This window comes from Mycoplasma sp. CB776 (assembly GCF_054343395.1).
The window spans coordinates 1-25,661 of sequence record NZ_JBTGVD010000018.1 but is presented as its reverse complement, the minus strand read 5'-3'; the positions used below and the strand labels follow the sequence as shown (position 1 = coordinate 25,661).

At 26.1% G+C, this 25,661-nt stretch carries 15 protein-coding genes; all 15 read left to right on the top strand.

Annotated features, from left to right (window positions below; translation table 4 throughout):
* The first annotated feature begins 292 nt into the window (after positions 1 to 292).
* Entirely contained in the window at positions 293 to 3,823 is a 3,531-nt protein-coding gene (locus ACXX86_RS02650; protein ID WP_458561084.1) for a hypothetical protein, read from the top strand.
* 82 nt (positions 3,824 to 3,905) lie between these two features.
* A complete protein-coding gene (locus tag ACXX86_RS02645; RefSeq protein WP_436358389.1) occupies positions 3,906 to 5,096 on the top strand; it encodes a hypothetical protein in 1,191 nt (396 codons plus the stop codon).
* Between the two features lie 325 nt (positions 5,097 to 5,421).
* Entirely contained in the window at positions 5,422 to 6,846 is a 1,425-nt protein-coding gene (gene pyk, locus ACXX86_RS02640) for a pyruvate kinase (protein ID WP_436358388.1), read from the top strand.
* 171 nt (positions 6,847 to 7,017) lie between these two features.
* Positions 7,018 to 9,555, top strand: coding sequence for a putative immunoglobulin-blocking virulence protein (locus ACXX86_RS02635; protein ID WP_458561083.1), 2,538 nt, complete (start codon positions 7,018 to 7,020; stop codon positions 9,553 to 9,555).
* A gap of 14 nt (positions 9,556 to 9,569) precedes the next feature.
* Positions 9,570 to 11,861 (top strand): Ig-specific serine endopeptidase MIP, encoded by a 2,292-nt coding sequence (gene mip, locus ACXX86_RS02630; protein WP_458560604.1) that lies wholly within the window; start codon positions 9,570 to 9,572, stop codon positions 11,859 to 11,861.
* Positions 11,821 to 13,302, top strand: coding sequence for an MSC_0624 family F1-like ATPase-associated membrane protein (locus ACXX86_RS02625; protein WP_458557359.1), 1,482 nt, complete (start codon positions 11,821 to 11,823; stop codon positions 13,300 to 13,302). Before mip (ACXX86_RS02630) ends, ACXX86_RS02625 begins: the two co-directional genes overlap by 41 nt.
* Complete coding sequence (locus ACXX86_RS02620) at positions 13,302 to 13,835, top strand: MSC_0623 family F1-like ATPase-associated protein (RefSeq protein WP_436358384.1); 534 nt, start codon at positions 13,302 to 13,304, stop codon at positions 13,833 to 13,835. The genes ACXX86_RS02625 and ACXX86_RS02620 overlap by 1 nt, the downstream gene beginning before the upstream one ends.
* Position 13,836: 1 nt before the next feature.
* Entirely contained in the window at positions 13,837 to 14,763 is a 927-nt protein-coding gene (locus tag ACXX86_RS02615) for an MSC_0622 family F1-like ATPase gamma subunit (protein ID WP_436358383.1), read from the top strand.
* Complete coding sequence (locus ACXX86_RS02610; RefSeq protein ID WP_436358382.1) at positions 14,753 to 15,223, top strand: MSC_0621 family F1-like ATPase epsilon subunit; 471 nt, start codon at positions 14,753 to 14,755, stop codon at positions 15,221 to 15,223. Before ACXX86_RS02615 ends, ACXX86_RS02610 begins: the two co-directional genes overlap by 11 nt.
* The gene (locus tag ACXX86_RS02605; protein WP_458561082.1) at positions 15,210 to 17,390 is read left to right on the top strand and encodes an MSC_0620 family F1-like ATPase-associated subunit; all 2,181 of its coding nucleotides are present in this window, start codon (positions 15,210 to 15,212) and stop codon (positions 17,388 to 17,390) included. The genes ACXX86_RS02610 and ACXX86_RS02605 overlap by 14 nt, the downstream gene beginning before the upstream one ends.
* Before the next feature lies 1 nt (position 17,391).
* Positions 17,392 to 18,924: an MSC_0619 family F1-like ATPase alpha subunit gene (locus tag ACXX86_RS02600; RefSeq protein ID WP_436358380.1), complete on the top strand. Its 1,533-nt coding sequence runs from the start codon at positions 17,392 to 17,394 to the stop codon at positions 18,922 to 18,924.
* 2 nt (positions 18,925 to 18,926) lie between these two features.
* Positions 18,927 to 20,309 carry an MSC_0618 family F1-like ATPase beta subunit gene (locus ACXX86_RS02595; RefSeq protein WP_436358379.1) on the top strand — a complete coding sequence of 461 codons (1,383 nt, stop codon included), beginning with the start codon at positions 18,927 to 18,929 and terminating at the stop codon, positions 20,307 to 20,309.
* A 23-nt stretch (positions 20,310 to 20,332) separates the two neighbouring features.
* Positions 20,333 to 22,807, top strand: a complete 2,475-nt coding sequence (locus tag ACXX86_RS02590; protein ID WP_436358378.1) for a putative immunoglobulin-blocking virulence protein — start codon at positions 20,333 to 20,335, stop codon at positions 22,805 to 22,807.
* Positions 22,808 to 22,819: 12 nt separating this feature from the next.
* Positions 22,820 to 25,144 (top strand): Ig-specific serine endopeptidase MIP, encoded by a 2,325-nt coding sequence (mip, locus tag ACXX86_RS02585; protein WP_436358377.1) that lies wholly within the window; start codon positions 22,820 to 22,822, stop codon positions 25,142 to 25,144.
* 53 nt (positions 25,145 to 25,197) lie between these two features.
* The coding region (locus ACXX86_RS02580) for a hypothetical protein (RefSeq protein WP_458561081.1) at positions 25,198 to 25,661 on the top strand (464 nt) is incomplete at its 3' end.

Genomic DNA, 25,661 nt, shown 5'->3' with positions numbered 1-25,661 from the left:
CTAAGATTATCTAATCTATAGCATAAATTCGCAATAGAGTCCTGTTCTCAAGTGTTAGGATAATTAAGAAATTTGGTGTCATTTTAAGCATTTTAAAAAAAATAAGTTAATTTTAAAAAATAATTACATATATTTTTGTAGTTTTGAATAGTTAATATAGAAAAATTTTCAAACAATAATTTTTAATATTTAATTAGTTATCTTAATAAAAATTAATGATCCAAATAAAATTGTTTTATAATAATAAAGTAAGAATTAAAAATTTAAATTTTAAGTATTTAGAAAGGTGTTTATGAAAAATAAAAAGATACAAAAAATTTTAATAATATTAGGTGGTGCTGCTACAGTAGTAACAGCAACTTCATTAGGACTTATTTTTGGTTTAAAAAAATCAAATAACTTATCAAATATACAGAAAAATACAGAAAATGTAACTATTTCATTATTAGAATTGAATGAAACAAATGCTAAAATTAAAGCAACAATAAATTCTAATGATTCTAAATTTGATAATAAAGAAAAATTTAAAATCATTTTTAATGATATAGATTTTGTTGCTTCAAATTTAGAAAAAAAAGATAATAAAACTATTATAACTTTTGAACTTTGAAATTTAAGTTCTCAAACTTTATATAAATTTTATAATATCAAATTCAATGATGAAATACTTGAAACTGTTAATAGAGATTTTAATTTTACAACTAAAAAAGCAGCAGAACAGAAAATTTATGAAGTAGAAACTTTAGAAGCAACTAACATTTCAAACAATAGTTTAGATATTTCTTTTAATTTAAATAATAATGAAAATATTGAACTTTCTCTTTTTAATGTTGAAGTAAGTGATTATAATAAATCAATTTTAGTTACTTTTAATTCCCAAACAAATTCCTATAATTTTCATTTAGATAATTTAAATCCAAATACTGTATATACTATTAATAAAATTAAATATAATAATAAAGATTTAAACATTAAGTCAACTAGTAGAAGCTTTAGAACTACAACAAATGAATTAATGCTAGAAAGTGTTAAATTAGTTTCGAAAAGTAAAAATTCTGCAGTTCTTGAGTTAACTTTAAATAAAGAGTTAACTAATGAAGAATTAAGTCGTTTATCTGCAAAATTTTTAGTAAATTCCACAACAACAATAGCAACATCAAATTTCAAACATTTAGCAAATAATCATTTATTATTAACTCTTGAAAATCTAAATCCACAAACAAATTATAAATTAAATGAACTTATTTTAAATAATGAAAATGCCATTTTAAATGAAGAAAATAAAATAAGTTTTAATACATCAAAAGATGTTAGTGAAGATACTTTTACAGTAAGTAATGTAATATTTAAAAATATAACTGAAACATCAGCAACTATTAGAATTGAATTTAGTGAACATGAGTTAGTAGATTCTAATCATCATGAATTTGACTTAGAATTTATTAATGGAAATTCAACTAAATCAAATGATTATAATATCGATAATAATTTTGTGGAAATTAATGTAGACAATTTAGATTTTCATGCAACATATACACTTTCTAATGTTATGTTAAATGGGCATACATTAACTTTACCTTCTGGAAATAGCGAATATAATTTTACAACTAAAGAGTGAACTAGACCTGTAATTTTAAATAATCTTGATTATAAAATTGAAGACAAAATTAATGAAAATCTTTCAGATATACTTTCATTAAATTTTGGCATAATTGATATGTTTCCACTTAAAAGGCAACAATATTTCTTTGTTGCAACTTTAAGAGATCAAGAAACAAATGAAGATACAAAACTTTACTTTACATCTACATTTAAAGACAATAGTAAAACCCAATTAACTCTTGATAATGTTAGAATTTCATTAAGTGAAGATCCAGAATCTGATGGCGATTCATTATATTATGATTTACGTCCTAATAAAAATTATTTATTAAAGTCTTTTCAATTAGTAAAAGAAGCTGAAAGTGATAACTATGGTACTGTAGATTTTACTTTAAAAGAAGGAAAAGAATTTACAATTGATACGCACATTAATAGAATTAAGTATCAAAATGTTAATTTAAATAGTAGTAATAATAATTTAAATATATCATTAGATTTAACAGAGCAAAGCAATGAAAATGTTCAAGCAACAATAGAAAGTGATTATGGTGGTTTATGAGTTTTACCTTTAACTAAAACTAATAATAATTATGCTGGAACATTAAATTTAGCTCAAATGCCAAGCGGGCATTTTAAAGTTTCTAAAGTTACTTTAAATAATAAACCTATTTTTATTTCTGCTGCCAATAAAGGTACAAATGAAGTGCAAGTAGAAATTGCAAAAGATAAAAATAATATAATTAATTCTATAAATTATTTATTTGATAAATATAACTATGAACATAAAATCAGTTTATCTTTAAATACTGATAATAAAGAAAATTCCTTTATTTTTAAACAAAATCCTATCGTTGTAGTAGAAAAAAATGGTTCAACAAATAATTATATAAATTTACAAAGTCAATGAAATAAACAAACAAATCAATTAGATGTTTTTAGTTCTAATTTAGATTTTGGAGCATCATATAAAATATTAGGAATAGGAAATATTCACATTAATCAAGTTGACAACAACTCTTTTAAAACAATTGAAACAAAAGTAAATAAAATTCAATTAACTAGTGATCGATTAAATAGTTTTGTCGATCAAATTCAAAATCTTGAGTTAAAAAAACATTGATGAGCTTCTGGTATTAAAGAAGAATTATTAAAAGAAAAAAATTTATTTAAATTCTTTGATTTATCAAATCTTTCTATTAATAAATTTGATGATAATATCACTTTTGAGTTTGATGAAAATAGTTTTAGTAATCAAGATGAATTAAATGGAACTTTAACATTAACTTTTAAATTAGTAAGTGGCACAGAAAAATCAAAATCCAAAACATTAAATATAAGTAATTTATATTCACAAACTTGAATTAATAAAAATAAAACTAATACAAACTTGTTTGAGTCTTTAGTATCAATTTCAAAAGAAGGTTCAAGAAAATCAACAAAAGAATTCGATGAAGCATTTAGTGATCCTAAATATAATAATAGAGATGATTTAGATTCTTCATTTGGTAAACCTTCAATTATTATTGAACTAAATGACCAAAAATTAGCTGAATTTTTAGATATTGATAAAGTACTTACAAGTTATGATACAAATAAATTTAAAGTATATTTTGTAAAGTATAAAGATGATGAAGATGTTTATCAACCACACAAAACTACTGGTTATGCACCACTTGGGATGATGCAATATAAGTTAATGTTTTGATTTAATCAACATTCACCAGAAGATAAATATACAAATCAAGTAACCCCATTATGAGTTTCTGGTTATAATCAATATACAAATAAAAATTCTAAAGATTTATTTGCTTATTTATCATTGCAATCACAATTATTTTCTTCAAGTGAATATAAAAATATGAATGCAAGATATGGAATAAAATCCACAACACAAGAAACTGCTGATCAAATGCTAGAAGAAATTAATCAAAAAAGCAGTTCCAAAGAAAAATTACTTTATTTAGAGCAAAAAACTAATTTAATTAGATTTTTAAATGATAGCTATAATATTTTAAAAGATACTTATAATCCTCCTGTAACAAGAGATTATTTTGAATATGAAATTGTAAATGTGAAGAAAATATCTTATGGTCTTAATAATTTTTTAGATATAGCACTAGGTATCAAACCAATTTATTTAGGTGCAAACTATAATAATGAAATTAAAAATGAAGTAATTAATAAAAATACAATTCATATTAAACTTTTAAATAATAATTAATTCTAAATATAAATATTATTTTTATCAGAAGTTTATGCTTCTGATTTTTAATAAACAAATTTAAAAGTAATATAATTAAATTATGAATGAAACAAATAGAAAAGTATTTTTAACTTTCTACCAACAAGTTCAAAGGTTAAAAAAAGAAAAGAAAATGCAAATTGAAGATGAAACGGCAGCTGAAGAGTATTTAAAAAGTAATAATTATATTCAATTTATAACACCTTATAAAATTGCTTTTGCAAAGAAAACAGAAGATTTTAATTTAAATGAATGAAAAGAAAATTTATCTATAAATAAAATTAGTAAAAACAATATTTTTAAACAATTATTTATTAATTCAAAAATGAAAAAACATATATATTATGAAGATTTTTCATTTAATTTATTAAAAGAAATTAATGAAAATAATAAAAAAATTTCTATTTTATTATTTAAAAAAATTCTTGAAATAGAAGGAAAATTGAAAAGTCAAATTAGCAATTATATAGCAATGTGTATGAAGATATATAAAGATGAAAAAAAATTAAAAGTTGACGAAAATTGAAAAATATTTTTGCAAAATTATAAGCCAAAAGAAAATTTTGAATTTATTATAAGTGAAAACGAAAGAAAAAAAATTTATTTTAAATATCACACTAAAACAAATAAATTTTTATATTTTATTGATGGTAAAAATGAGATATATGAACTTAATTATAAATGTTTAAATAATAATATATGTATAAACAATATATTACATAAATTAAATCTACAAAAAAAAGAAAAGAAAAATTTATTATATAAACTACAACAAAAAGCATTTGAAATAAAGGAATTTAAATTTTTAATGGAAAAAATAAAAAAATATAAAGATTGCAATTATATTTGAAGAGATATAGAAAAATTTGAATTAGGAACTTTAATTTCTTTATTTAAAATAGTAAGCGAATTTGGAAAAAATAATAATTTTATAAATTTAATTTTTCCTAAAAATTGATCAATGGCAAAAATAACTGCATTTTTTAATTTTTTGCAAAAATTAAGAAACCATATTGCTCACCAAAAAAATTTACAATATTTTTATTTATTAGAACTAGAAGATGAATTTTTAAAAAATTTTAAAAAAATAAATAAAATCATTTTTTATTCTGATTTAAAATATTTACTTAAAATAAAAAATTTATTCGGTTTACCATATAGATTTGATATTTTTATTACCAAAAATGGTCTTCAAACTACTTTTAATAGTTTATTTGATAAAAAAATAAAACAAATTTTAAATTTTTTGTAAAAATATGTTAGAATTATTATGTATTGGAAAAAGCCGCCAAGGTGCGGGTATTTAGAGATATTTAAAAATTCTCTATCTAAGCGAAGAAACCGCTTTAAAAAGCGGTTTTTTTGCACTTTTTTCATTAAAACAGACTTAAATTAAAAAAATATAAAAAATCAAAAAACAGAAATTTTTCAATTCTTTTTTAACTTTTTTAATTTAAATGATCATTTTTCTTTAATTTCTATTGAAATTTACAACGAATAAAAAAGTTTATTTTTTATAAAAATAATAAAAAAATAGTAAAATGTAGAAGATGTTTTAATTTAATCAAGGGAGAAAAATGAGTATTACAGATAAAAGATCAAAATTGATCGCTACAATCGGTCCTTCTACTCAGGACTATAAATTATTAAAAAAACTTGTTGAAAATGGAGTTACTACAATTAGAGCAAACTTTTCACATGGTGATTTTGAAGAACAAAATGCAAAATTTGAAAATGCTAAAAAAATAACTAAAGAGTTAAACATTCCAGTTTCTATTTTACTTGATACAAAAGGTCCAGAAATTAGAGTTGGAAAAATGAAAGATGGAGCTCAAGTTATTGAGGCGAATTCAGAAGTAACAATTTTAACAAATGCAAATGATTTTAAAAACTTTGAAGGAACTGCAAAACAATTTTCTGTTTCATATGAAATGGATAAAGATTTAAAAGCAGGTGACAGAGTTCTATTTGATGATGGTAAACTGCAATCAGTTGTTAAAACTGTTAAACCAGGAAGAGTTGTTGTTAAAATGGTTAACACTCACAAATTAAAATCAAATAAAAGAATTAATTTACCAGGTGTTGAATTTTCATTACCATTCTTAGCTGAAAAAGATATAAATGATGTTAAATTTGGTATTGAAAAAGGTGTAAACTACATAGCAGCATCTTTTGTTAACTCAGCAGCAAACGTACAAGAATTGAGAAAATTATTAAATGATAATGGTGGTTCTCACATTCAAATTATTTCAAAAATTGAATCACACGTAGGTATTGAAAGAATTGATGAAATCATTGCTGAATCAGATGGAATTATGATTGCTAGAGGAGATTTAGGTTTAGAAATTCCTTATCAAGATGTTCCATATCACGAAAAAAATATTATTAGAAAATGTAGATTAGCTGGTAAACCAGTTATTGTTGCTACACAAATGTTAGATTCAATGGAAAATTCACCACAACCTACAAGAGCAGAAGTAACAGACGTTTATTGAGCAACTGAACTTGGAGCTGATGCTACTATGTTATCAGGGGAATCAGCACAAGGTAACTACCCATTAGAATCAGTTCAAGTTATGTCAACTATTAATAAAAGAGCTGAAAAAGAATTTTATAATAAATTATTCTATAGAGTTCAATTAGCTACTATTGCTAAAGCTTCTTCAGGTAAAAGAGCAGAAATTGCTCATAAACTTGCACATTTAACAGCAGAAAAAGACATTAGATATGCAATTGTTTTATCAAGAACAGGGGAACTATTAAAAATGGTTGCTAAATTTAGACCAAATACAGCAATTATTGGTATTTTAGATAATGAAAAAATGATTGGTGGATTTGGAGTTACTTCTTCAGTGTTTACATCATTAGATTCAATTAAATTATTTAAAGAAATCAAAAATAACCCATCTAAAGCAAAAGAAGCTTTAAAACCATATGGTGCAAATAAAGGAGATAAATTCGTAATTGTTGAAAACGACAAGATTACTGAATTTACATATTAATAATACAAAATCTTTCTTTTTATAGGAAAGATTTTTGTTTTTCGAAAAGATTTAAAAAGTTATAAAAAAAGGAATTTTTGTTTATTTTTATCTTTTTTAACAAAAAAAAAAAAAAATAGGAGTATAATCAAAATATAAAATTAAAACATTTTTCATATTTAGGGGGTAAAAATGAGAAATTTTTTAAAACAAAGCAAAGTTAAAAAAACAATTGCTATTTTAACCACTTCTATTACAATACCTGTTACAGGAGCGGGTATCTATTTTGCAGCAACTACTGATTCTGCAAATTCAACCGAAAGATCTAAATTATTAAAAGACAACATTATTTCTATTAATACAGGAACCAATTTAGATTTTAAAGATGGTTTATTTTCTCATAGAGATAACAACCAAAAAGTCAAACAAATAAAAAAACCGGAGAAAAAACTAGAAATAACTATTAGTGAAAATCCAAAAGAACCAGAAGAACTTTTAAAACCACCCGCAAGCGAAAAACCGGAAGAAAAAATTTTGGTTTCACCACCAAAACAAACTCCACCTCCACCCCCAGAAAAAGAACCTGAACCAGAACCTGAACCAATAACCCCAGATGATCCTGAACCGGAAAATCCAAAGATAATTGATATCAACGTTGATAATAAGGTTACTCCTGAAACACCAAAAGAGGAACCACAAAAACCGCCTGCAATTGTTCCTGAAGAACCAAAACAGCCAGAACAACCTGTAGAACCCCCAAAACCCGAACCTGTTCAACCGGTAGTAATTGAAGAACCAGTTGTGCAACCAAAACCAGTGGAAAAACCCGTAGAAACAGCACAACCGGAGCCAGTTCAACCAAAACCACAGGATAAAAATATTGAAATTCTTCATTTTGAGAATACTGATATTGTTGCTCACGTTACGAGACCAAGAGAAAGAATTCTTCATTCTGATGATGTTGCTAAAAAAATTACTAATAGAGTTCCTTATGTTGCTAATATAACCCCCAAAATTAATTCAATAGAAGTTACAGATGAAATAAGAGCAGCAAATACTAAAAGTGCAATTAAAGCATTAACAAGAACTTTTAATCAAGAAGAAAGAGATTCACTTAGAACTCCAAACTCTGATATGTTTAGCATTTCAAGGTATATAGAGTTAAATGAAGACTATTATAAAGTGCTTTTTGATAAGTTTTCAAGATTAATTGAAAATGGTGATAAAGTTAGGGAGTTTTTAACAGATGAAGGAAAACAAAAATACCCAGAATTAAAAGCTTTAAAAGATAAAAACGAAAGATATGCAAGAATAATTTCTTACATTGATCCAAACAAATTCACCAAAACATCACAAGCAGTAGAAACAATGCTTGGAAAAGGATATGTTATTGAACCAGAAAATAGAAATGTTTATATCGATGCAAATGGTGAAATAAATTCATACTCTTTTGAACCTTTAATAAATGGAGTGGTTGCAACAAGAAAAAGAGATAATTCAGAGAAAAGAGTATTTGGTTATTCTAGTCAATGAAGTAGATCTCCAGAAGATGTACAAAAAGGAGTTTATCCAGGATGAACTAAAAGAGATGTTACATCAGACTATCGATTCACAAGTTATAACGTTTCAAGAAGTGATGGTTTTACAATTAGTGAACTCACCAGAGATGAACCTATTCAAGGAAAAAGAAATAAAGGTTTAGTAGTAGAAATCGATGCATCCAACAACAAAGGTTATGCTAAAACTCTTGGATTTATAAGACAAGCAAAAGAAAACGGTTTAGAAATAACATCTTATAAAATTAAAAATATCGGAACAAAAGATGCAAACCAAAGATTTTATGATATTTTTAAAGCATTGCCAGATAACTTGCCACAACTTGAGTTATATTTTGAAACAAATAACACATCAGCACTTATTGCTTTAGAAAATAAAAAAATTGATGAATTATCTTTATACACAACTAAAAATGTGCATTCAGATTCATGAAGTATTAATCCTTTAGCTTTAAGAAATGTTGCTTTTGTTAATACTTTAGATTATAATGTAAGTAGAGAATATGGTTATGGAGTAAAAGTATTTTCTAGAATCGTATTTGATACACTATCTTTTGAAGAATCTGATTTAGGAAGTAATCCAACAGTTTATAAAGACTTAACAAGAATTAATGATGGTTTAAGAATGGCATATTTTGTAAGAAATAATGAAGGGATTTTCCAAGGAAGTTTTGGTCCAGGATTGGATGCTGATCACAATGAAGGTGGTAACAGTTATCCTCTTGGTTTAGATTTTAGTAGAGCACCATCAATTAAATCATTGCGTGGAATGCGCTTCTATGATATTCACAACTCTTCTAATGGAGTTAGAAAACTCAAAAGAATTAAGTTTTTTAACAATAGTGATACTTTTGAAATTGATGCTGATGAATTGAATAATGCACAATGAGCTGACATTTTAGATCAAACATTACCACAAATGCCAAGAAGCAAAATTGGTTTTTCTAACGGAAGTCAGACATCTAAAATCAAAATTGTTTCTAAAAATGGAGTAAATTCATTAACACCAGAAGGAGTAAGAAACCTTAATACTCTTTTAGATTGAAGCGATGGAAACTTTAATAGCAATACAACAATTTATGTTGGAGAACATGACACAATGCTTTATAAACAAATGCAAAATATCGGAAAAAGAGTAGCATATTCAAGTTCAGAAAACTTTGAATTTAACTAAGAAAGAAGGACAAAATGAAAAAAAGAAAAATTTTTATGCCTTTATTATTAATAGGAATAAGTTCTTTTGCATTCATTTCATGTAATGACACAAGCAAACCAAATCCTGGCGATAATAACGGAGGAAATGATAATTTACCATTAGATACAGAAGAAAGAAAAAATACTTTTTTAAAATCAGTAGCTGATTCTGTTAATATACAATATACATCTTTTACACAAAATCCCCCAAAAACTGACAGAAAAAATGTATATTTTACAGATTTACACGATTTTCTTGAAGATGTTAAATTCACAATAAGTGGAAAAGATTCTGATAAAGTATCTGCTTCTATAACTAACTTTAAAGTAGAAAGAGATAAAGAAGGTTTATCTATTTCCAATAGAACTGGTAAAGGAACAATAGTATTTGAATTCACTCTAAAAAGCGACCCTAAAATCAAATATACTAAAGAAGTGGTGGTTGATGGTTTTGCAAGCAATCCTTACAATGCTGGTTCTGATGGTTCAATTCCAACTAACTTACAAAAAACAGATAATGTAACTTTCTTGAAAAAATATGTTACTTCAAATCAAGAAGAAAGATTTAATATTGATAACGAAGAATATGTTAAAACACTAAAATTACAATTAACTCAAGGTGCAGGCAACTTTGATGCTGCGAATTATAGACCAGAGTTAAAAATAACAGAAGAAAAGAAAAAAGAATTTGATGCAAAAGCAAAAGAAGCAAAAATCGATACTTATGACAACTCTTTAATGAAAGGATTTACACTTCCTTCATATGATGATAAAGGTGAATATAAAGGTTTAGATATATATGATAAACCAGAAGTAACTAAAGGTCCTTCATGATTAGATGCAGCAAAAAGAGATCCTTATCAAATAGTAGGTATTCCAAGATACTTACCAAACGAAATGTATAAGAAAATTGCTTTACAAACATTCCATGTAACTTTTAATAATCAAGATGAAAAAGATGCAAAAGTGTTCCATCCAACTTCTGGGACTATGTGAATTATGGACTTTCAGAAAAAAGATGATAACAAATATCCAACAAAATGATATTTTGGAACAAATGTGCACGTTGCAGATGCTTTAACTAATAAAACAGCATCTATTAGTTTTTCTCGTTTAAATCCTGATGCAGGAATTCAAACAGTGTTTAAATTACTTGGATTTGATGAAAACTTTACAAGCTTTGGTTTCCCTTTAGATCTTACAAATAAAAATAATTGACCTATTAAAGTAGTATTTTCAGGTAAAGATTTTCTTAAAAAAGATCCTTCTGACTACTTAATAGATGCACAAAAAAATACTTTTAAAGATAAAAAAGAATTTATTGATTTTGCTGTAATTGAATTGGATTTTGAAAAACTACAGCAAACAGTTGGTCAAAACGGTTCTTCTATTACATACGGAAATAAATCATATGATTCAGCAAAAATCAATTCTTTATTTAACGATAAATCAGAATTTGCAAAATTATTTACAAATGACTATGCAGACAAAAAAGAAGATCATATAAAATTCTTAAAAAAATCATATCTAAAAGATTATAAACAAATTGATTTTCCTTTATTAAAACAAGATTTAGAAAAATACAAAGGTGATAGTCTATACATTTTAGGTTATCCATTAGCTCTTCAAGATTTTTACTTAAAAGAATATGAAGATGAAGATCAAATAAAAAGTAGAAAAAGAGATTTTAGTTTATGAGTAAATGCAGATAGTGAATTATTTCCAAAAGGCTCTGTAACAACAAATGACAGTGAAAAAGCAAAAAAAGGAAATTACCTTTCTTATTCAGTTGGATATAGAACATTTACAGATAAACCAGGAGTAGTTGATGAATTCATAAGTGCAACTAGACTTGGAAAAGATTTATACACTGATTCAGAAAAAAAACAATGAGTAGCTTCAGGATTGGCTTATAGTCCAAGACATTATGTTCCTTATGGTGGAGCATCAGGTTCATCTGTTAGAAATGACAAAAATGAACTTGTTGCTGTATTCCACGGAGCAAATAGTGGAGCAAAAACAGGATTAGCAGCAGCTTTTAGATCTGAAGGATATGATTTTAAAGGTGCTTATGGAACAGGGGATAAAGCATATCATTTACCACAATATGACTTAATCTATGGTGGTGGAAAAGATCAACAAAAATCATACAGAGAAGAAATGAAAAAACTTTATGGAAGTGATACAAACTTCAAAACCAACTTGTTCCCACAAGGTTTAGATCACGTAGAGGAGGGATTTACTTTTGATAACAGTTCAACAGCAACAGAATCAGAAAATAATTAATAGATATAAAACAAAACCAAAAAATAATTGATTATTTGATGTTCTGAAATATTCTTTAGTAGGTTCTATTTTTGTTGGATTATTATTAATTTTAATATTCTATAATACAACAATTTTAGGTAGAGCAGAAAGAGCAGATTACTTTTTATCATTTAATTCTTTACAAATTGCAAGACAATATAATTTTTTAATAATATCAAAAGTTTCTTTATTATTCTTTGTCTTGTTCTATTCGATTATAAAAAACTATATAAACTTAGTTTTTCATAAAGAATTGATAAAAATTTATATTCCTTGGTACATTCTTTATTATTTATTTTCAATTGCAGCTTTTGTATTATTTTTTGTTTTTAATCCATATGCAAATTTAGATAAATATGTACCAGATAATAATGTATATCAACATTTTTGATTAACATTTATATTAATTCCACTTACAATTTTAAATATAGCAAATTACTTTTATTTTTACTTTACAAAGAAAAATAAAAACAAAATTGGTAATAATAAACTTTCTTCAATTATTGTTTCCACAATCGCACAAATTTTATTTGTAGCTGGATATATCTCAATTTTTTGATTATTAATCGAAAAGCAACAAAATGATTTACCAGCGCTAATTTTAGATAAAAGTCAAATTTATTTATTTATGGAACAATTGTTTTCAGTTAAAACATCCTTAAATATTATTTATATGATTGCTATTATTTTAACTATAACAATCTTATTAATAGGAATGAACTTTCCAAAAATTCAGTTTTTATTGAAAAGAGAATATAACCATTTATATTTTAAAAGTCAAATTATTCTCTTTTTAAGTTCAGCAGTTGCATTAATAATTTGATTTGTCTTTATCTTAATTACAACACAAAAAAATACTGATGTTATTTCTGCAAGTAAGCAAAATAGTTATATTGCTTTAATTGTACAAATTATCTTTATTTTAATATTTACAAGTCTTTACTTTGCATCTAATTTTGTTTCTTTCTTGAAACCAAAAGGCAAAATTAACCCATCATTTTATTTTGTTGTAGTACAACTTTTAATTTGAATATCGGTTATGATTGCAACAAGATTTTCTACAGAATTACTTATTAATTCAATTATCTTAATAATTTCTGTTGTCATTTCGACAATCATTTCACTTTTTTATTTAATTTACATTAAAAATACAAGTTTTTATATGATTTTATTAACATTTGTTTTTTTAGGAGCAATTAGTTTATTACTTTTTGTTTCATCACTAAACACTATTTTAATTGAAAGACAAAATTACGCTTTATCATCATTTAATATTGATTTTACTATGAATGAAATTCTAATTATCTTTATAATTACCATTTTATCAACATTTTTAATTAGCCTACTTATTGATTCTGGAATCACATTAGTAAAAATCTTAAAACACAATAAATCACCTAAAAAGAAAGGGAGTAAATAATGAAAAAACTATTTAGTAAAAAACCAAAGAACAAATTGAGTAAAGAACAAGAAGCTTTATTATTTCCTTTCTATGATTTAGAACAAAAATACAAAGAAATAGAAGCTTCTGAAAAATTTATTTCATATTCAAGATTGATGTCATCAGTTTTACTTAGCACAGGATTGAGTTTTGAAAGTGATGTTATAAAAGAATATAAATCAATTTATACTAAAGCTTTAGTAAAAAAATATGATTTAGTTTATTTAGATTTTATTATTTCTTTTGGTTTAAACAAAAAATTCAGTCCAAAATTTCTTGTTCCAATATTAGTAAAAGAAATAAGTTCAAACACTGAACACTTTGATTTAAGATATGATGAAAATTTAGTTAAAGAAAACTTTTTAACCAAATTAAACAACGAAATTAATAGCTTAATGGAAAGAAATTTCTATGTTGAAGTTTTACCTGGAATAATAATTTATTTTTCTTCTTATTCTAAAGAGATGAAATTAGTTTTTAAAAAAGATTACACAAATCAAATAGCAAAATAATATGCATTTAAAAAAAATAGTTCAAAAAAAGAACAATTTAGAAAAAATTAATTTAAAAGCTAACAGCGAGAAAAATATTCTATTAATAACCATAGTAAAACTGAATCAAAAACTTAAATTTTATATAGATAATGCCTTTTTAACAAGAGAATCAATCAGACATTTAAATGATAAATATAACATTCAAAATCCTTTTATCATTGATAATGGAAAAAACAAGTTCAAATCAACCATTAAAGGACTTTTTTCAAATACTATAATCAAAGAAAAAGAATTATGAATTTATTTAAAAGAAGAGCAAAAATACTCTACTGACTCTTATTCTAGATATGAAAAAATGATTTTAGCAAATGCTAAAACCAAAAAAATTGATTTTCTTGCTATTGGAAAAAAAGCAGAAGAATTTTTAAAAAGTAATAATCTAAACATTTTAAAAAGTTTTGATCTTGAAGACACAACAAAAATTAGAACAATTTCCACTTTAATTAAATTTCTCTATGAACAAGAAAAATACAAAAAAGTGAATTTTGTTTTAAACTCAAATAAGAATTACAAAAGTTATTTCACAATTTTACCAATTGAAAATTTTGAAATGCATAAGTTAATTAATACAAATGAAAAAAATCTTCCAAAAGATTTATTTGATTTCAATATTTATCCAAATGTTGCTGAATATGTGCAAAATAGTATTGATATTTATATTGAAAATGTAGTGCAATCTTTAATTATCGAATCACTATTTTATAGTGCTAAATTAAACTTAGTAAGAGTTAATAAAATCCTAAAAGATTTAGAAAAAGAAATCAAATTTACAAAAAGAAAAATTATCAAAATCAAAAGAGAAAATGAAATTGAAGAAATTATAATGCTAACTAAAAATAACGGTAATTTCTCTGTATTTAATAAAGGAGAAAGCAATGAAAACTAATTCTAATTTATATAGCATTACTATTAATTTTATTGATAATTCCATTTTGAAAGTTTGAAATAGTTCTTTAGAATTGTATTTTAAAGACGAATTTAAATGAAGTGAAATTGAAAAAAAATCGCTTGCTTGTTTTGAACAAATTCTCATAAAAATAAAGGAAAAATCAAAAGCTGATAAATATCTTTTTTTAAAAAATGCAAATTTCATTATTTTAAAAAATGAAATAATTATTAACTCTTTGAATGAACAAGAAGTTTTCAAATTAGCAACTGCAAAAAATAACGATAATTCCTTAATAAAAGATCTAAAAAAAGAACTAGATTTTACAAAATCAATGAATAAGTTAAGTTTTAATTTAGATAACACAATAAAAGAAAAAGAATTAATATTTACTTTATATAAAGCAGAAGTGATAAAAGAAATAAATTTAAGAAAGGTAAGTGAAAATGAAAAAGAATAATAAAGATAAACACAAATTATTAGAAACTTTTGCCTTACCTTTAGTTATCACTCCAGCTGCTTTTTTTGCAAGTGCTGATCCTGAACCTAATTCAGGAACTTCAAGCACAAATGGCACAGCAAATGATAAAGAAAAACCAGCTGCAAAAAAACAAAAAAGTCCACAATTTGATACTTTTGCTAAAATAGCTAAAGATGCAATTAAAACCGGACTACAAACAGCTGTCGATATCGCTATTAAGAATTTAGCAGATGAGCAAAATAAACTAAAAGTGGATGAAAAAATTTCTTTTGAAGATAAAGCTAAGAAAAACTACTATTTAGAAACTCTTAAAAATTTTCTTGAAGCAAATAAAGAAAAAATGGCTTCTGATCCTAATGGAAATAAGTTAAATGTAACTTTCCCAAATGTTTTTTCACAAAAAGACAATTTTAAACGTGGAACAGTAACTTTTGAAGGAAAAACATATGATAATGTAATTTTTAACGAAACATCAGACAATACAAGTTATACTAAAGCAATAGGAACAAAAGGAAAACAACAAGCTGAAAAAGAAGAATCTAACTTTTACACAAGTACAGAAGTAAATAATTATCTAAAAAAATATAATGATTCTTTAAAAGAAAGAATAACAGATGTCTTTTATAATGAAAAAGACATTCCTGATATTGAATTTACTCCAGAAACTATTTCTAAAGGTGATGGAAGTACAGTAAGTGCTCTTGTTGCAAAACCACCAGAAGGTTTTACAACTTGAGATGATTATTTTAAAAGCAAATACGAAAATAGATTTACTGCTTTTGATTTGGATCAAAATAAAACAGATGATGAACAGCAAGAAGATCAAAAACAAAAAGAACAAACAGATAATTCTATTCCAGAAATCCCAACAATTGACGATGTAGATTCACAACCAAGCGACCAAATTGTAGATGTTAAACCATATAATCCAAAAGAATATATTGAAAAACTCCCAATTCTTGGTCCTGAAGTGTTAACTAAAAATTTAGATAAAACTGCAGAAGAGATATCATCAGAATTTGAAGCAGAACCAATTAGTGAAAATTACTTCTTCTTCAATAATCCAATCAATACTCGTTTTGAATATAAAGTTATTGCAATAGAAAAAGATACTAATAGTGATAATTATATTGCAACGATTAGAATTCAAGACTTAGTAAAACCAGAATACATAAGGTTATATAAAACCTTTATTACAATACCTAAAAATAAAGGTTTTCAAAAAATTTATGAAGAATATGTTAAATCAGTAAGAAATATATTTGTTAATCTTTATAAATCACTACAATTAGATGAAAAAATTGATGTAGATGCCCTAGAAAGTAATCAATTAAAAACAAGGTTACTCACAATGATTAATGTTGTTACACAAGAGTTATATTACAATAAAACTTTTGTTGATAAACAATCACAAATCCTTTCACCAATTAGTGTTGAGTTAAATAAAAGTAACAATTTAAATAATGCTTCAGTAATTGAAGATGGACTTAATTTACTAGATGTACAATTAATTTCTTCACTTAAAACTTCAAGAATTCAGTTTAGAGAATTTTATTCAATTCTTCCTGAAGGTTACGAAAAAGAGTTATTAAGATACGAACAGTTATTAAAAAATCAACCAGAACTACTAAAAAAAGTTAATGATAAATTCCAAAAATATCACGCCAATACAGATATTATCAATAAACTTTTTGAAAATATGAGAAAAGACATTTCTGTTATTAAAAAACACGCAGGAGCTAAAACTTTTAATACCATTAAGTGATATGAAGAATATTTAGCTTTACTAAGTAAAATAGCAAAACAATTTAACATCGTCAAAAGTTTCTTAAAAGACGAAAAACCAGAAACAGATGAGAAAAATAAAGAAGAAAACTCTAAAAACTTTAATAGCGAATATACAAATGCTAACAAATTATTACAACAAGAATTTAAATCACAAAACTTATTTTTAACAGTAATAGGAACTATTTTAGGTACAGCAGGATTAGGAGCAGTTGCTCTTGCAGGTGCAAACCAATTAAATTCAAAAACTAAAGGTAATAAATCAACTTTAAAAGCAAATATTGCAATAATTATTTTATCAACTATTGTTATCGTATTTGCTCTTGCATTAATTTTATTTGGAACTATAGGAGGAATATAACATGCAAAAGAAAAACCCAATAATTACAGCTATTTTTGATTATATAGTTGAAGTAACTGGTGATTATGAATATAAACAAAGACAAAATTTTACAACAGAAGAATTTCCAGAAGCAAGAATGATGGTTGTAAGTGCTACAGATACTAGAGCATTTTTATTAGTTGATAATAATGTTTTAGAAAAACTTAAAATAGGTCAAGAAATTGTAGAAGTAAAAATTGAAAACGAAATCGAAACTTCTTATTCTCATTTTGGAAAAATTTTAGATATTCACGGAAACGAAATTTTTCCTTCCAAAAGAAAAATTGAAGGAAACTCTTTTTCAAGAAAGAGCAAAATTTTTGGTGATGCCCATAATTTAATGACAGTAAAAACTTTAAATGAACAACTTTATACTGGAATTATTTCTGTCGATTTACTTATTCCAATTGGAAAAGGACAAAGACAATTAATTATTGGAGATCGTCAAACAGGAAAAACCCATCTTGTTGTTAATACAATGATTAACCAAGCAAAAAACAATGTTAAATGTGTTTATGTTGCCATTGGACAAAAAAGAGAAGATATTTCTAGACTTTATGAAACTTTAAAAGAATATGATGCTTTAGACAACACTATTATTATTGATGCACCTTCAACAAGTGCTTATCAACAATATTTAGCACCTTACATTGGAATGGCTCACGCTGAAAACATTTCACAATATGATGATGTTTTAATTGTCTTTGATGATTTAACAAAACATGCTAATATCATTAGAGAAATTGCTTTATTAACTGATAAACCAGTTGGAAAAGAAGCGATGCCAGGAGATATTTTCTTTGCTCACTCATCATTACTCGAAAGAGCAGGTTCTTTTGTTGGACGTCAAACAATTACAGCATTACCTATTTTAAAAACAGTAGATGGAGATATTACAAGTTTAATTTCATCTAATGTAATTTCCATCACTGATGGTCAATTAGTAACAAGTGCAGATTTATTTAGTAGTGGTAGATTACCAGCTATTGATATTGATTTATCTGTATCCAGAACAGGTAGTTCAGTGCAATCAAGAACAATTACAAAAGTAGCAGGAGAAATAGGTAAGATTTTCCGTGCTTATAAAAGACATTTAAAATTAGCAATGCTTGATTATGAATTTAATAAAGAAACCACAAACCTTTTATATAAAGGAAAAATGATTGATAAAATGTTTATGCAAAGAGGTTATTCACTTTATTCACACAGATTTGTTCTATTAATGTCCAAACTAATTTTATGAGGAACTCTTAAAGGAATTAAAGAAGAACAAAAAGCAATGACCTTCTTAAACGTGCTAATTGATGCTAATCCAGATGCAAAAGAAATTTTTGAAAAAATTATTAACAACGAACCTTATGATGAAAATATTACCAAAAGTTACTTCTCATATGCTTTATTACAATATGCTAAAAAATTAAAATTAAATTGAGAAATAGAAGTAGAGCATAAATTTATTGACTTTAGCGAACAAGAAATGAATACACTTTTAGAATTAACAGGAGATAGATAATTATGAATGGAAAAATAATTAAATTTTGAACAGATGTAGTAGAAATTGAATTTTTAGAAGGTAATCTACCAACTTTAAACACAATTTTAACTTTACACGATGGCAAAACATATTTATTAGTTAAAAGACTTGTTAATAATAAAGTAGTAAGAGCAATTATCATTTATTTATATAAAGAAATTTCCCTTGGAGAAACTGTTGTTAATACAGGAAAAAGTTTTATGGTTCCAGTTAGTTCTTTGGCTCAAAACAACATTTATAGTTTTGATGGAAAACCTTTATTAACTGACCGTGAAACAAATCCTTTATATGTAGAAATGAATTCAACTATTAATAAAGAAAGGGTGCTTGATTCCAAAATTGAAATCATTGAAACAGGAATTAAAGCTATCGACTTCTTTATGCCAATTATTAAAGGTTATAAACTTGGGATTTTTGGTGGAGCTGGAGTTGGAAAAACAGTTTTAATGAAAGAAATCATTTTTAATGTTAATAAAAATAGTGAATCAACTTCCAACATTTTCATCGGTTCTGGAGAACGTTCTAGAGAAGCAATTGAGTTATTTAACGAACTAGAAAGTTCCAATTTAATGCAAAATTCATCAATGTATATTTCTAAGATGAATGAATCTCCAGGTGCAAGGATGTCAATTGTGCCAATTGGAATAACAGCTGCAGAATACTTAAGAGATGTAGAGAAAAAAGATGTTTTATTATTTATAGATAACATTTATCGTTTTGTGCAAGCAGAAAACGAAGTTAGTGCTTCACTTGGGAAAAAACCATCAGTTGGTGGTTACCAATCTACTCTTGAAAGTGATGTTGCTCACGTTCAAGAACGTTTATTTAAAAATGAAAATGCAGGGATTACATCATTTCAAACAGTATTCTTACCAATGGATGATATAAGTGATCCTTCTGCTGTTGCTGTATTTAACCACTTAGATGGTAATTTAGTGCTTTCGAGAGCACAAACAGCAAAAAACATCTTCCCTGCTTTTGATCCACTTGCTAGTTCATCAAATTCAGTTGATGCTAAAATTATAGGAGAAGCTCACTTTAATGCAATAGTAGAAGCAAAAAGAATTTTAAAAACCTATAAAGATTTAGAAGATGTTATTTTAATTTTAGGATTTGATGAACTTGATGACGAAAGTAAGAAAATTGTTAAAAAAGCATTACAATTAGAAAACTTCTTTTCACAAAACTTCTTTATGACTGAACACTTTACAAAAGAACCTGGAGCATATGTTCCTTTAGCAGATACAGTCAATTCAGTTATAAGAATAATTAATGGTGAATATTTAAACCAAAGTCCTGAAATATTTAGTTATGTTGGTTCAAATTTAAATATTCCAACTGACAAAGAACTTGGACTTAAATAAAAGAAACAAATAAAGGAGGAATCATGGGAACAAATTTTTTTAAAAGTACTAAAAATAAAAAAATTATAGCAATAAGTTCCGTGTCTATAGTTACACCTATTACTGTAGGTGCTCTTTTCTATGTTTCAACTACTGATAAAGCAAATTCAGCTGATCGTTCTAAATTATTAAATGATAACGTTACTTCCATCAACACTGGAAATAACTTAAATTTTAAAAATGGTTTTAACTCTCACAGAGATAATAACCAAGAACCTAAAAAAGTGCAACCTAAAAAAGAAGAACCGGTTCCAGAAGAACCAAAAAAAGAAGAACCTTTAAATAAACCAATTTCTGAAACCCCACCACCACCTGCAAATCCGCCAGAACCCGATCCAGAACCTGTAGAACCAGATAAACCTAAAGATCCGGAAAAACCCCTTATTATTGATCAACCAAAGGAACCAGAACCCCAACCAGAGCAACCAGCTCCAAAGGAAAAACCTGTTATTATCGACATAATAAAACCGGAACCTGCTCCTGAGTCTAAAGTTCCAGATCCTGTAATTACACAACCTGTTGAAAATCCAAAACCTTTACCAACCCCTACTGTTAAAACACCACCAAGTCCAGATCCAGTTCGTGATAAAAACACAGAAATAACAGTGGATTTCTATGGTGAAAAAATTAGGGTAAACATCGAAAAACCACAAGCAAGAAAAATCGATCAAAGAGATATTGCAGCAGGTAATGCAAACAGAGTAGAATACATTAATCAAATTACTCCTAAATTATTAGGTATTAAAGTTACTGATAAAATCATTGAAGCAAATAAAAGAAGTAGTTTAAGAGCTTTAGCTAAGGATGTTCCTTTAAATCAGGCAGATTTTCCTGAAATTCGTTCAGGACAGTTAACTAATGATCAAATTAAAGAGGCTTTAGACACCGATTATAGATCAACTGGTTATTATAGAAAAATTATTGATAAATTTTGAAAATTAATTGCAAATGGTGATAAAGTTGTTAACTTTTTAACTGAAGAAGGAAAAAAAGCATATTACAAAGAACTTAAAGCTCACAAAAATGAAGATTGAGCTAAATTAAAAATAATTTCCTTTTTAGATATGACTAAATTTACGAAATTATCATCTAATGCTATTAAAAATTTAGGTGAAGGTATGGTTATTTATGATGATAATTCAAATGTTTATATAAATGATGATGGAGAAATTGATTCATATGCTGTTTCACCACTAATTAACTCAGTAACAGCAAGAATAACAAGAGATAATTCTAAAAAACGGGTATTTGGTTACAACGATTGACGTGCAAGATATCCTGATGAAATTAGAAATGGAACTTATCCAGGGTGAACAAAATCAGATGTTACAAACACTTATTCTTCTAAATATAACTTCACTCCTGGTCAAGGAATCAAATTTGAAAAATTAACAAGAGATGAACCAGAAGCAGATGCAAGAAATGAAGGAATTGTTGTAACAATTGATGTTGCTAATCCTAATGCTTTAGAAAAAACCAAAAAATTAATTGAAGATTTAACTAAAGCAAACGAACAAATAACTTCATACAGAATTATCAACATTGGTAAAAAAGGTTCTTCAAACTATGATTTCTTTAGTATTTTCCAAGCACTACCAAATAAATTACCACAATTAGAATTATTCTTTGAAAATTACAATACAAGTGCACTTTTAGCAATTAAAGATAAAGAAATAGATGAACTTTCTTTATTAACAACAGGAAATTCCCTTGCAGAAGGTTGAGCAATCAACCCTATTGCTCTTAAAAAAGTTGCTTGAATTAACACAGTTGACTATAATGTAAGTTTCAATTATTCTTCAAGACAAACAATTGCAACAAGAATTACCTTTGATACAATTGCTTTCAACGATGTTAATATTGGACCAAATAAAGACTTAACAGAAATCAATAATGCTTTAAGAATGGTTTATTATGTTAGAAATAATGAACCATTCTTCCAAGGAAGTTTTGGACCAGGAAAAGATCCAGATCACAATGAAGGGGAAAACAGTTATCCAACAGGACTTGATTTATCAGGTGCAAAACAATTAAAATCATTAAAAGGTTTAATTTTTTCAGATACAATCAAACCTTCAAATAAACCAAGAAAACTAAAAAGAATTATTTTACATAATGAAGGTGATACTTTTGAAATTAGTGCTTCTGAAATGAATGGAGCACAATTTGCAACAGTATTAGCAACAGAAGGAATGCAACAACCAAAAAGTAAAATAGTTTTTGATAATGGAAAAGTAACTAAAAAAATCAGAATTTTAGCTGATTCATCTGCACACACATTAAATTCAGAAGGAATTGCAAACTTAAATACTTTAATTAATTTTAGTGATCATACTTTTGGTTCTGATACTCATTTTGAAGTTTATAACTATGACACAGCACTTATTAATCAACTAAGAGGTCTTGGAAAAATTGTGGATGTTGTTAATAAAGACGATCCAAAATTTGACTTTAGTTAGAATGGAGAAAAAATGAAAAAAACAAAAAAACTTTTATTATTACCTTTAATTTCATCTTCATTAATTGTGTTTTCTTCTTGTCAAACACAATTAAATCCTTCTGACTCACAACCTGGTAAAACAGATCCTAAAGATCCAAATAAACCCGGAAATGCAGTAATTTCCGGTCCAATTACACAAGAAAGATGAAATAATCTTGTAAAAAATATTAATGTTGATTATAAAGGTTATGATGAATTCAATCGTCCTAAAGAATCAGTAACTTTTGCTAAATTTGCTCAAAATATTTCTAGTTTAAAACCTGAAGTAGTAGGTATTAATGAAAAGGATGTAAAAGTTAATGTACTAGCTGCAATTCCAGATAGAGATGCAAATGGAACTGACATCTCTAGTATAACTGGACAAGGTAGAGTTTTATTTGAATTTGTTTCTAAAAAAGATCCAAAAATAAAAGCAGAAAAAACAATTCAAATTTCTGGTTTTAGTAGCACACCTGTTTTAACAGATGGTGATGGTTATATTAAACAAAATTTAACACAACTTCCTAAAACAGAACAACAAAAATATTTAACAGAATGATCTCAAGATCAAAGATATCAAAAAGATAATGCTGAATATTTAACTGTTCTTAAAAGACAACCAGGTTATGATGAATCAACATTTAGAAAAGATGTACACATAACACAAGAAGAAAAAACTAAATTTGATGCTAAAGCAAAAGAAGCAGGAATTGATACTTTTGATAGTGCTTTAGCTAAAGGATTTACAGTTCCTTCTTATAATGAAGATGGTACTTATGATGGATTAAAAATATATGATGCTCCTGAGTTGGGTAAAGGACCTTCTTGAGTAGATTCAGCAGGAAGAAATCTAGCTAGAGTTGATGGTATTGCAAGATATTTAACAAATGATCATTATAAAACTGCTGCACTACAAACTTTCCATGTGCAATTTAACAATCCAGATCCAGAACATCCAGGAGAGCCAAAATATTCTATAGCAACTTCTGGAACAATGTGAATTTTAGACTATGAGAAAACAACAGATGGAAGTTATCCAACCAAATGATATTTTGGTACTAACTTACACGTTGCAGAAGCACTTAATGATAAAACCGTTGGTTTTGGACTAACAAGATTAAACAGAGATGCTGCTGTTAGAACCAAATTCAAAATTTTATCTCACGATGAAAATTTCACTGGTTTTGGATTCCAAATGAAACCAAAAGCTGGACAATCTGAAAAACCAGTAAAAGTAGTTTATAGTGGAGAAGATTTTTTAAACTCTAAACCTTCTGATTTTCTTGCTAAAGATCAAAAAGCAAAATTTGAAAATACAGAAGAATTTGCGGATTTTGCAGTTATTGAAATTGATTTTACAAAAATCGATGCTTCAAATGTAGGTATTTCAGCAGGAATAAAAGGTGGTTCAGTTTCTTTTAATCAAGAAGCATTTAGAAGCAACCCTGCAGAAATGGCAAAAATCATTACAAATGAATATGCAAATCATGCAAGTGAACAAATTAAATTCAAAACTGAATCATATTTAAAAAAATATGCTGCAATTAATAAAAACTTAAATTATGCAAATCCAGAACCAAATATTGATAATTTATACATTGTAGGTTATCCTTCTGCTAGAAATGATTACTTTTTAATAAGATATGAAGAAGACGATCAAATAAAAGATGCTCCTTATTCCTTTAGTTTATGAACAAATGCGGAAACCAAATACTTTGATGGTATTAATTATGATCAAGTAACAGGTAAATGAAATTATACTGATGAACAAATCAATAGGGGAAATTATTTATCTTACGAAATAGGATACCGTTCTTTTGTTGATAAACCCGGTGTTCTTGATGCGTTTATTTCTGCTACAAGAACAGGAAAAGATTTACATGTTGCTAAGTTAGATCATAATAAACAATTGATAGCGGCTGGTTTATCTTATTTACCAAAACACTATGTTCCAATTGGTGGAGCTTCTGGTTCTTCAATTAGAAATCAGAATAACGAATTAGTTGCTATATATCATACATCCAATAATAGTGCAAAAACAGGAGTTGCTTCAGCATTTAGATCTGAAGGATACGATTATAAAGGAATTTATGGTGGTTCTAGTTCAAATGCATATCACTTACCACAATATGATTTAATCTATGGTGGTGGTAAAGATCAAAAAAACTCTTATAGACAAGCACTTCAAAAATTATATGGTGATAATTATAAAACTAATTTATTTGATAATATTACACAAATTCCAGAAAAATTCCAATTTAAAAACGCAGCAATTGAAACAGCTGCTGAAACTAATACAACCACAGGTAAAAAATAGGGTAAAACCTATTTTTTTGTTTATAATTTATAGCATAGGGAAAGGTGGTATACTTGCAAAAGAAAATTGAAATAAAGTTCTTTGTACCAAGAAGTTTTTATCGGTTAATTTTACCATTATATGGATTATTTTTTGTGATGTTAGTAAGAACTCTTTTACAAGATTTATACTTTAATACGCATTATGTTGTTTTTGCTGTTTCTCTTCTTGGTGCTATTATTATTTTAAGTGTTGCTATTTTTTATACTGTTATGTGAATTAAAATTAATAAAAGCAATATTACTATAGAAGCAGGAAGGTTAAAAGGAGAAAGTTGTGCTAATTTAATAGAACATCCTAAAAATTTTGATTGATTTAAAATTGAAAAAATTGATATTAATGTTAGAGAAATTCTTCAAGTAGAACATTTTTATGAAAAAGGGAGGGATAGTATTAAAGTTATTACTAAAAATCAAACTTACTATTTACATTATGTTTTTAATTACCAAAAAACAATGTTAGAATTAAATGCCTTGAT